The following is a 6,887-nucleotide window of genomic DNA, read 5'->3' as shown; positions in this document are numbered from 1 at the left end:
ATCGATGAAGCCTGGAGCATGCTCAAGGGCGGCTCGATGTCCGAGTTCGTCGAAACCTATGCCCGCACCGCGCGCAAATATGGCGGCGCGCTCGCTACGGCGACGCAGTCGCTGAACGACTTCTACAAATCGGGCGGCGCGACCGCAGCGCTCGAGAACAGCGACTGGATGCTGGTCCTCCAGCAGAAGCCCGAGACCATCGCCGACTTCCGCAAATCCGAGCGGCTCGACATGGACGATCGCACCGAGAGCCTGATCCGCTCGCTGAAGCGCAGCGGCTCGGAATATTCGGAAGTGTTCATCCGCGGTCCCGACGTCCAGGCGCTCGGCCGGCTGGTGCTCGATCCGTACTCGGCGACGCTCTTTTCGTCCTCGCCCGACACCTATGCCGCGATCGAGCGCCGCATGTCTGCCGGCGACACGATCGAGCAGGCACTCGAGGCCGTCGCCTTTCCCGACGGACACCAGACATCCAGCTCAAGGGAGGCGCAGCATGCCCGCGCATAACCTTCGACCGCCCGTCACCCGCTCTGCGGAGCTGCGGCGGCTCCTCGCCGATGCCTGCCATCTGGCCCTGAGCGCCACGCTCTGGCTCGGCGGGACCCTCCTCGTCACGCTCGGCACGATCCTGGCGGTCGTCATCCTCGCAGCCGATGCGAAGCTGCCACTCCTGTTCGCGCATCTTGGCAATCTTGCGAGCCACTATCTCGCCGCCGACGCCGCGCGCCGCGCCGAGTTCGACCTGCAATTCGTGGGCCTCACGGGCGCGCTCGCTCTGCTGTTCGTCCTCGCGCGACTCCCTGCCTTCGCCGCCCGCATGCGGCGCGAGCTTTCCCGAAAGAACGAGCAATGAGCGATGGACTCGCACCAGCGCCAGCGCGGCGCACGATCACCGGCTGGCCAGTTTCCCACGTCGCGGTGACGATCGTGGTGCTGGCGGCACTGCTGTGGGCCGCCTGGGCAACGCGCCTGCTGCTCGACGTATCGAAGCGGCAGATCGTGTCGGTCAGCCTGTCGACGTTGGTCGGCGACTTCGTCGCTGCCGAGAGCCGCAACGGCGGCACGCCCGAGCAGATCGCCAGCCGGACCGCCGCCTATCTCGCTGCGGTGAACCGGTCGGTCGGCGCCCTGGGTGCCGACGGCACCACCGTCATCGTCACCGAGGCGACGCTGGGCAAGAGCGTGCCGGATCGCACAAGCGAAGTCCGTGCAGAGGTCAAGCGCGCGCTGGAGGGCGGTCATGACCCTCGCTGAGACACGGCCTGCGCCCGCGTTCTGGAGCGCGTCTCGGCGCCGGCGCTACCTGGTCTATGCCGCCGTCGGCATCTGCCTCGTCAGCCTCGGCGAGCTCGCCCGGTGGAGCGATGATCATGCGCTGCTGGTCAACGCCACGACCAGCCTGCCGAACTGGGCCTTCCTGATCGACCGGAAGGGCATGCCCCAGCGCGGCGACTTCATCTTTTTCGAGCCGCCGTCCGGGCCCTTGCTCGCCCGGCACTTCGGCGCTCACCCCCAGCCGTTCGGCAAGATCGTCTATGGCGTCGGTGGGGACCGGATCACGCGCCAGGGCCGCCTGTTCTCGGTCGATGGCAAGCCCGTGGCGCTCGCCAAGCCGGCGACAAGGTTCGGCGAACCGCTCGCGCTTGGACCTACGGGGATAATCCCGCGCGGCTGCTACTTCGTTGGCACGCCGCACCGCGACAGCTTCGACAGCCGCTACGCGGCAATCGGCTGGGTCTGCCGGCCGCGCATCATCGGCGTCGGGAGGGCGATCCTGTGAAGCGGCTCGTACTTCTTTCCAGCGTCACGATCCTGTCCCTCGTGTCGCAGGCTGCTTCTGCGCGCGACTATGGCCAGCAGGGCGCGGTGTTTCCGGTCATCGAGACGGATCTGCTCTCCGTCATCCAGAACAAGCTCACCTCGATGCAGGCATCCGGCGCGCTGGATCGCGCCAACAAGGAACTGGCCGCCCGGACCGAAGCGCGCGTCAAGCGGCCGACCCCGGTCAAGGGGATCGTCGTCGCGAGCCAGTCCAGAAGCTGGATCCATGACCCGACCATAACGGTCGACCAGGATCTTCGTGACGGCAAGGGCCGGGTGGTGGTGGCGCGGGGTACGCGCGTGAACCCGCTCGACACCGTGCCGTTGCGCCAGCGGCTTGTATTCCTCGACGGCGACGATCCTGCACAAGTCGCCTGGGCGATGGGCAGGACGACCGCGCTGAACGCCAAGCTCATCCTAGTGCGCGGCTCGCCATTCACGCTGATGAAAGCCGAGCAACGCCGCTTCTACTTCGACCAGTCTGGGACGCTCACGACCAAGTTCGGCGTGCGGGCGGTGCCGGCGGTGATCGAGCAGGCCGGGCGGACGCTCAAGGTCAGCGAGATCACCATCCCCAAAGCAAAGGAGGGCGGCAAGTGACCGCACATACTCCGAACACGCCGGCATGGCTCGTGGCGGCGCGGCAGCGCCACCAGCAGCGAGTCCGCCGCACCCGGCTGGCGCTCATGCTGCTCGCGGCCGTCATCGCACTGGCTGCGCTCGTGCTTGCGTCGCCAGCGCGCGCCGCTGGCACGCCCGGCCGATGCACGGGCCGCTTCGTCAACCCGATCACCGACATCTGCTGGAGCTGCCTGTTCCCCATGTCGGTCGGCGGCCTTAAGATCTGGCCGTCGATCGCCGGACGTCCCGATACCGACAATCCCGACCTGCCGGTTTGCAATTGCGGGATCCGGCCAGGCATTGCGATGGGCTTCTGGGAGCCGGTGCGGCTCGCCGACGTCAGCATGAAGCCCTGGTGCTTCGTCAATCTGGGCGGGCTGAAGCTCGATCCGGGGTTCGACATCGGCTTCAAGACGATTGCAGGCCCGAGCGCGGTCGGCGGCAAGGCGCAGAACACCAGCGGCTGGCATGTCCATTGGTACGCCTATCCGCTGATCTACTGGATGAAGATCGTCACCGACTTCTTGTGCCTGGAGACGGGCTCGATCGACATCCTGTACCTGACCGAGATCGACCCGCTGTGGCAGGACAGCGAACTTACCGCCCTGATCAACCCCGAGGCGGTGCTGTTCGCCAATCCGCTCGCGCTCGCCGCCTGCGCTGCCGACTGCATCGCCGCGACCGCCAAGCTGCCGACCGATCCCTTGTTCTGGTGCGCGGGATGCCAGGGGACGATGTACCCGCTGAACGGCAATATCGGCGCCTCGATCGGCCATGTGCAGGCGTCGCGCCTCGCGCTCGCCCGCTTCGCCTACAAGCTCCACCGCGAGCTCGTCGCCTGGGGCACTATGGGCTCCAAAGGCCTGTGCGGCAAATATCTGATGCCGGTGATGCGCAAGCAGCAATACCGGTTCCAGGCCACCAATCCTAATCCCCAGACCGGCGGGCGCTACGCCTGCGCGCCGATCGGCGCGTCCACGACCTTCATGTCGGCCGGCCAGGTCTATCCCGCGATCGGAGAAGATATGGGCTACCTCGTCTGGCGCAAACGCAATTGCTGCGTGCTGTGATGCGCCGCCTTCCTCTCGTCGTCGCTGCCGCGCTGACCGCAACCGGTCTTACCCTTGGCCTCGCCAGTGGCGGCGGCGCACAGACCGTCGAGGGCCTCGATCTCGCCAAGGTCCGCGAGCGTGCCAGGCTTTCACCAGAAGATGCCGAAGCGTTCGGCAAGGTCATCGCCAGGCGTGGCGACGCAGTGAAGGCGCAGGCTGCAGCGAGCGCGGCTGCCGCCCGGGCGAACGCCGCGCGGCATGCGCGCACCGCTGCCGCCGTCAGTGCGCGACCGGGTGACGCCTTCGATTTCGACGCGATGGTAGCTGCCGCGGGGCGCGAGGCCGGATCTGCCGATGATGCGCCGCGGCTGGTGGCGTTCGCCAGTCTCTCGATGCCCGCTGCGTCGCTGCGCCAAATGATCGACGAGGTCGGCCGTGCCGGTGGCGTCGTCGTCTTCCGCGGGTTCCCCGGCAACTCGGTAAAACGCTTCACGGGCGCGCTCGCCAGGGTAGTGCCGGCCGGGAACAGCAACGCGGTCGGGATCGACCCGCGGCTGTTCCGCGCGTTCGCGGTCACGACGGTCCCGACCTATGTCGTCACCTCAACCGACTTTGACCTGTGCGACGGGTTTGACTGCACCACGCATGTGCCGCCGCACGATCGCATGTCCGGCAATGTCAGCCTCGGCCACGCGCTGGACACCTTTGCGCAGGGCTCGGGTCCCGGCGCCGGTATCGCCGGCCTCTACCGGGCTCGCCTCGAAGGAGCGGCGCGATGAAGGCGCCAAGCTGCAATCGGCGTGGCAGCGTGCTGCTCCTGATCATGTTTGCGACCGGTCTGACGGGCAGCGGGGCATGCGGTCAAGCCGCAGATCCGAGCCGGGCGCGGAGCGATGGCAAGGCCTTCGCGGCCGAGATCGCTGCGCAGGCGCAGGAGGCGGCGAAGCGTGCCCCCACGGCGGACAGCGTCCCCAACTTCGATGCGTCGCCATCGCAGTCGTCGCTGTTCGACGATCCCGATGCGCTTGCGCGAGCCGCCAGCGCCGCCGCGACCAGTCACGAGGGCTATCAGACCATGCGCTCCTCGGTCGAGCGACGTCCGCGTATTCCGCTTGGCGACATCGAGGCGACGATCGCGCGCGGCCAGGCGATCGCCGCTGATCCCAACACCTATGTCAGCGGCATGGGTGTCGGCGGCGCGCTGGGCAGCTGTCGCGAGCTTCCGCCCGGCAGCGCCTCGAACGGCAGCTATGAGGCCACCTGCAATGACGGCCTCGCACTCGAGCAGAAGATCGAGCGCTGCACGGTTCCGCTCACCGTTTCGGTGACGCGTGCGACGCGCTATCGCTATTGGTGCAGCGGGTTCAATGCCGCCTTCAACGATGTCGATGATTGCGCGCTGTTCGATACGGCGAGCTGCACCGTCACCGGTTCGCATCCGGGACGCTGCCTGCAGGGCGGCCGGAACCAATACGGTCGGCCATGGTGCACCGAACCCGGCGAACCCATCGACGAGCTGCTCTGCACCAGCGAAGTGGCAGGTGCCCAGCTCCGCGGCACGGAAGGTCACGACACGATCGCGGAGCGCCGCAATGAAAGCGCGTGCGCGGGCCTCGTGGCCGACTCGGGTTGCGTCGAGCAAGTCGAGACCTGCACATCGAGCGATCCGGTCACCCGCATCATCAACGGCATCGCTGTCACGCGGCCGTGCTGGGCGTGGGAAAAGAGCTATCAGTGCTCGCGCGCGGTAGAGCGCCAAGATTGCGGAAGCCTCGACGCTAACCCGGCTTGCAGCTTCGCACGGCGAGAATGCCTGAGCGAAGACGAGCCATGCACCACCTGGGAGCGCATCTACCGCTGCGCGATCCCCGACCAGGTCGGCCCGGACAAGCAGTATATCTGTGACGGCGACATCTACTGCATCAACGGCGATTGCGAGACGATCGATCGCCAGCCGAACGCCGAATTCAAGGACGCCGCGGTCGCGCTCAACGCTGCCGCGCAGGCCGGGCGGGAGTTCGATCCCCCCACGCTCAGTCTGTTCAAGGGCACGCGTAACACGTGCAAAAGCGCCGTGTTCGGCGTCCTCAACTGCTGCAAGGGCAAGGCCTTTCCGCTGATCCCCGGTAGCCAGCTGCTCGTCGCGCTCGGCTGCTCGCGCGAGGAGATCCTGCTCCACCAGCGAGATGCGACCGGGCTCTGCCACTATGTCGGCAGCTATTGTGCAAGCAGCGTGCTCGGCGTCTGCGTCACCAAGCGCAAAGCCTATTGCTGCTTCGAATCCAAGCTCAGCCGCATCTTGCAGGAGCAGGGTCGCCCGCAAATCGGCAAGCCGTGGGGCTCGCCGAAACGGGAGACTTGCCTCGGCTTCACGGTCGACGAGTTCGCCCGGCTCGACCTGTCCGCCATGGATTTCTCCGAGGTCTATGCGGAGTTCCAGGACGCCGCGCGACTGCCCGAGGAGCTGAGCACCGTGACTGCGGTCCAGCAGAAGATCACCGACTTCTACACGCTGAACGGACCCCGCCGATGAAGAGACGTCTCCATCGACTCGCCGTCGCGGCGATGATCCTCGCAGCGGCCATGCCGTCTGCGCGGGACGCCATCGCCGCCGTGCCGGCCCAGGCAGCCCCGACCGCCCAGCAAGGCGATCGCTTCTACTGCGAGGATCGCCAGCTCGGGACCTGGTTCTATTGCGAGCGGCCCCTCCCGGCCGAGCCGGAGGCCGCGCCCCCGTCTGCACCAGTCTCCACGGCCGCGGAGCAACTCGAGGCGGTCACGACCGAGCTGCGCGAGCTCAAGGCACGCGCAATCCTCGATCCCAGCCCGGCGAACGTCACGGCCTATATCCGCTTCCAGCGCGCGCAGCTCGATCGAGCCTCGCTGTTCGGAGACGTGTGGCAGCGGGCGATCTGGCAGACGCCGGAGCTCGACTACACGCTCCAGCGGCCGGTCGGGACCGTCGCCAAGCGGCAGTGGCTCGATACCCGCAAGGCCGAACGCGACCGCACGCTCAGCCAACTCGGCAAGCGCTACGGGCTGTTCTACTTCTTCGCGCAGAGCTGCGGCGCCTGCTCGGTTATGTCGCCGATCGTAAAGGCGGTCGCCGACACGCACGGCATCACCGTGCGCGCCATCTCGACCGATGGCGGTCCGTCCGAGACCTTCCCCCGCTACACCGTCGAGACCAACCAGCGCGCTGCCATGGGGCTGACCTCGCAGGTCACGCCCGCGGTTGTGCTGTTCGACAGTGCAACCCGCACCCCCATTCCGATCGGCTACGGCGTCATCGCCGCCGACGAGCTGATGGACCGCATCTTCGCGCTCACCCAGAGAAAGGCCGGCAGTGATTATTGAACCTCCGTCGCCACGCCCGCGGCGTGGCCATTTCCA

Annotated in this window: 8 protein-coding genes and 1 pseudogene; all 9 read left to right on the top strand. The window is 67.4% G+C overall.

Features of this window, described 5'->3' with window-relative positions; all coding sequences use genetic code 11:
* Positions 1–507: pseudogene (locus ACE5C1_RS00415) on the top strand (type-IV secretion system protein TraC); the annotation flags it as partial.
* A complete protein-coding gene (locus ACE5C1_RS00410) occupies positions 494–853 on the top strand; it encodes a hypothetical protein (protein ID WP_374942088.1) in 360 nt (119 codons plus the stop codon). The pseudogene ACE5C1_RS00415 and the gene ACE5C1_RS00410, both read left to right, overlap by 14 nt.
* A complete protein-coding gene (locus ACE5C1_RS00405; RefSeq protein WP_374942087.1) occupies positions 850–1,254 on the top strand; it encodes a TrbI F-type domain-containing protein in 405 nt (134 codons plus the stop codon). Before ACE5C1_RS00410 ends, ACE5C1_RS00405 begins: the two co-directional genes overlap by 4 nt.
* Entirely contained in the window at positions 1,241–1,780 is a 540-nt protein-coding gene (locus ACE5C1_RS00400) for a S26 family signal peptidase (protein ID WP_374942086.1), read from the top strand. The genes ACE5C1_RS00405 and ACE5C1_RS00400 overlap by 14 nt, the downstream gene beginning before the upstream one ends.
* Entirely contained in the window at positions 1,777–2,421 is a 645-nt protein-coding gene (traW, locus tag ACE5C1_RS00395; protein WP_374942085.1) for a type-F conjugative transfer system protein TraW, read from the top strand. Before ACE5C1_RS00400 ends, traW begins: the two co-directional genes overlap by 4 nt.
* Positions 2,422–2,507: 86 nt before the next feature.
* Positions 2,508–3,512, top strand: a complete 1,005-nt coding sequence (traU, locus tag ACE5C1_RS00390) for a conjugal transfer pilus assembly protein TraU (RefSeq protein WP_374942089.1) — start codon at positions 2,508–2,510, stop codon at positions 3,510–3,512.
* Positions 3,512–4,273 (top strand): type-F conjugative transfer system pilin assembly protein TrbC, encoded by a 762-nt coding sequence (gene trbC / locus ACE5C1_RS00385; RefSeq protein ID WP_374942084.1) that lies wholly within the window; start codon positions 3,512–3,514, stop codon positions 4,271–4,273. The genes traU and trbC overlap by 1 nt, the downstream gene beginning before the upstream one ends.
* On the top strand, positions 4,270–6,027 hold the full coding sequence (locus ACE5C1_RS00380) for a conjugal transfer protein TraN (RefSeq protein ID WP_374942083.1): 1,758 nt from the start codon (positions 4,270–4,272) through the stop codon (positions 6,025–6,027). The genes trbC and ACE5C1_RS00380 overlap by 4 nt, the downstream gene beginning before the upstream one ends.
* Positions 6,028–6,059: 32 nt before the next feature.
* Positions 6,060–6,851 carry a conjugal transfer protein TraF gene (locus tag ACE5C1_RS00375; RefSeq protein ID WP_374942082.1) on the top strand — a complete coding sequence of 264 codons (792 nt, stop codon included), beginning with the start codon at positions 6,060–6,062 and terminating at the stop codon, positions 6,849–6,851.
* Positions 6,852–6,887 lie beyond the last annotated feature (36 nt).

This window comes from Sphingomonas sp. (genome assembly GCF_964263785.1).
Classification (GTDB): Bacteria; Pseudomonadota; Alphaproteobacteria; order Sphingomonadales; family Sphingomonadaceae; genus Sphingomonas.
The sequence above is the reverse complement of the archived record's forward strand: the minus strand, read 5'-3'. Positions and strand labels throughout refer to the sequence as shown.

Bases quoted from the DNA above. Each gene is read 5' to 3' on its own strand.
- ACE5C1_RS00410 (WP_374942088.1), top strand. From the start codon at position 494: ATGCCCGCGCATAACCTTCGACCGCCCGTCACCCGCTCTGCGGAGCTG.
- ACE5C1_RS00405 (WP_374942087.1), top strand. From the start codon at position 850: ATGAGCGATGGACTCGCACCAGCGCCAGCGCGGCGCACGATCACCGGC.
- ACE5C1_RS00400 (WP_374942086.1), top strand. From the start codon at position 1,241: ATGACCCTCGCTGAGACACGGCCTGCGCCCGCGTTCTGGAGCGCGTCT.
- traU (WP_374942089.1), top strand. From the start codon at position 2,508: ATGCTGCTCGCGGCCGTCATCGCACTGGCTGCGCTCGTGCTTGCGTCG.
- trbC (WP_374942084.1), top strand. From the start codon at position 3,512: ATGCGCCGCCTTCCTCTCGTCGTCGCTGCCGCGCTGACCGCAACCGGT.
- ACE5C1_RS00380 (WP_374942083.1), top strand. From the start codon at position 4,270: ATGAAGGCGCCAAGCTGCAATCGGCGTGGCAGCGTGCTGCTCCTGATC.
- ACE5C1_RS00375 (WP_374942082.1), top strand. From the start codon at position 6,060: ATGATCCTCGCAGCGGCCATGCCGTCTGCGCGGGACGCCATCGCCGCC.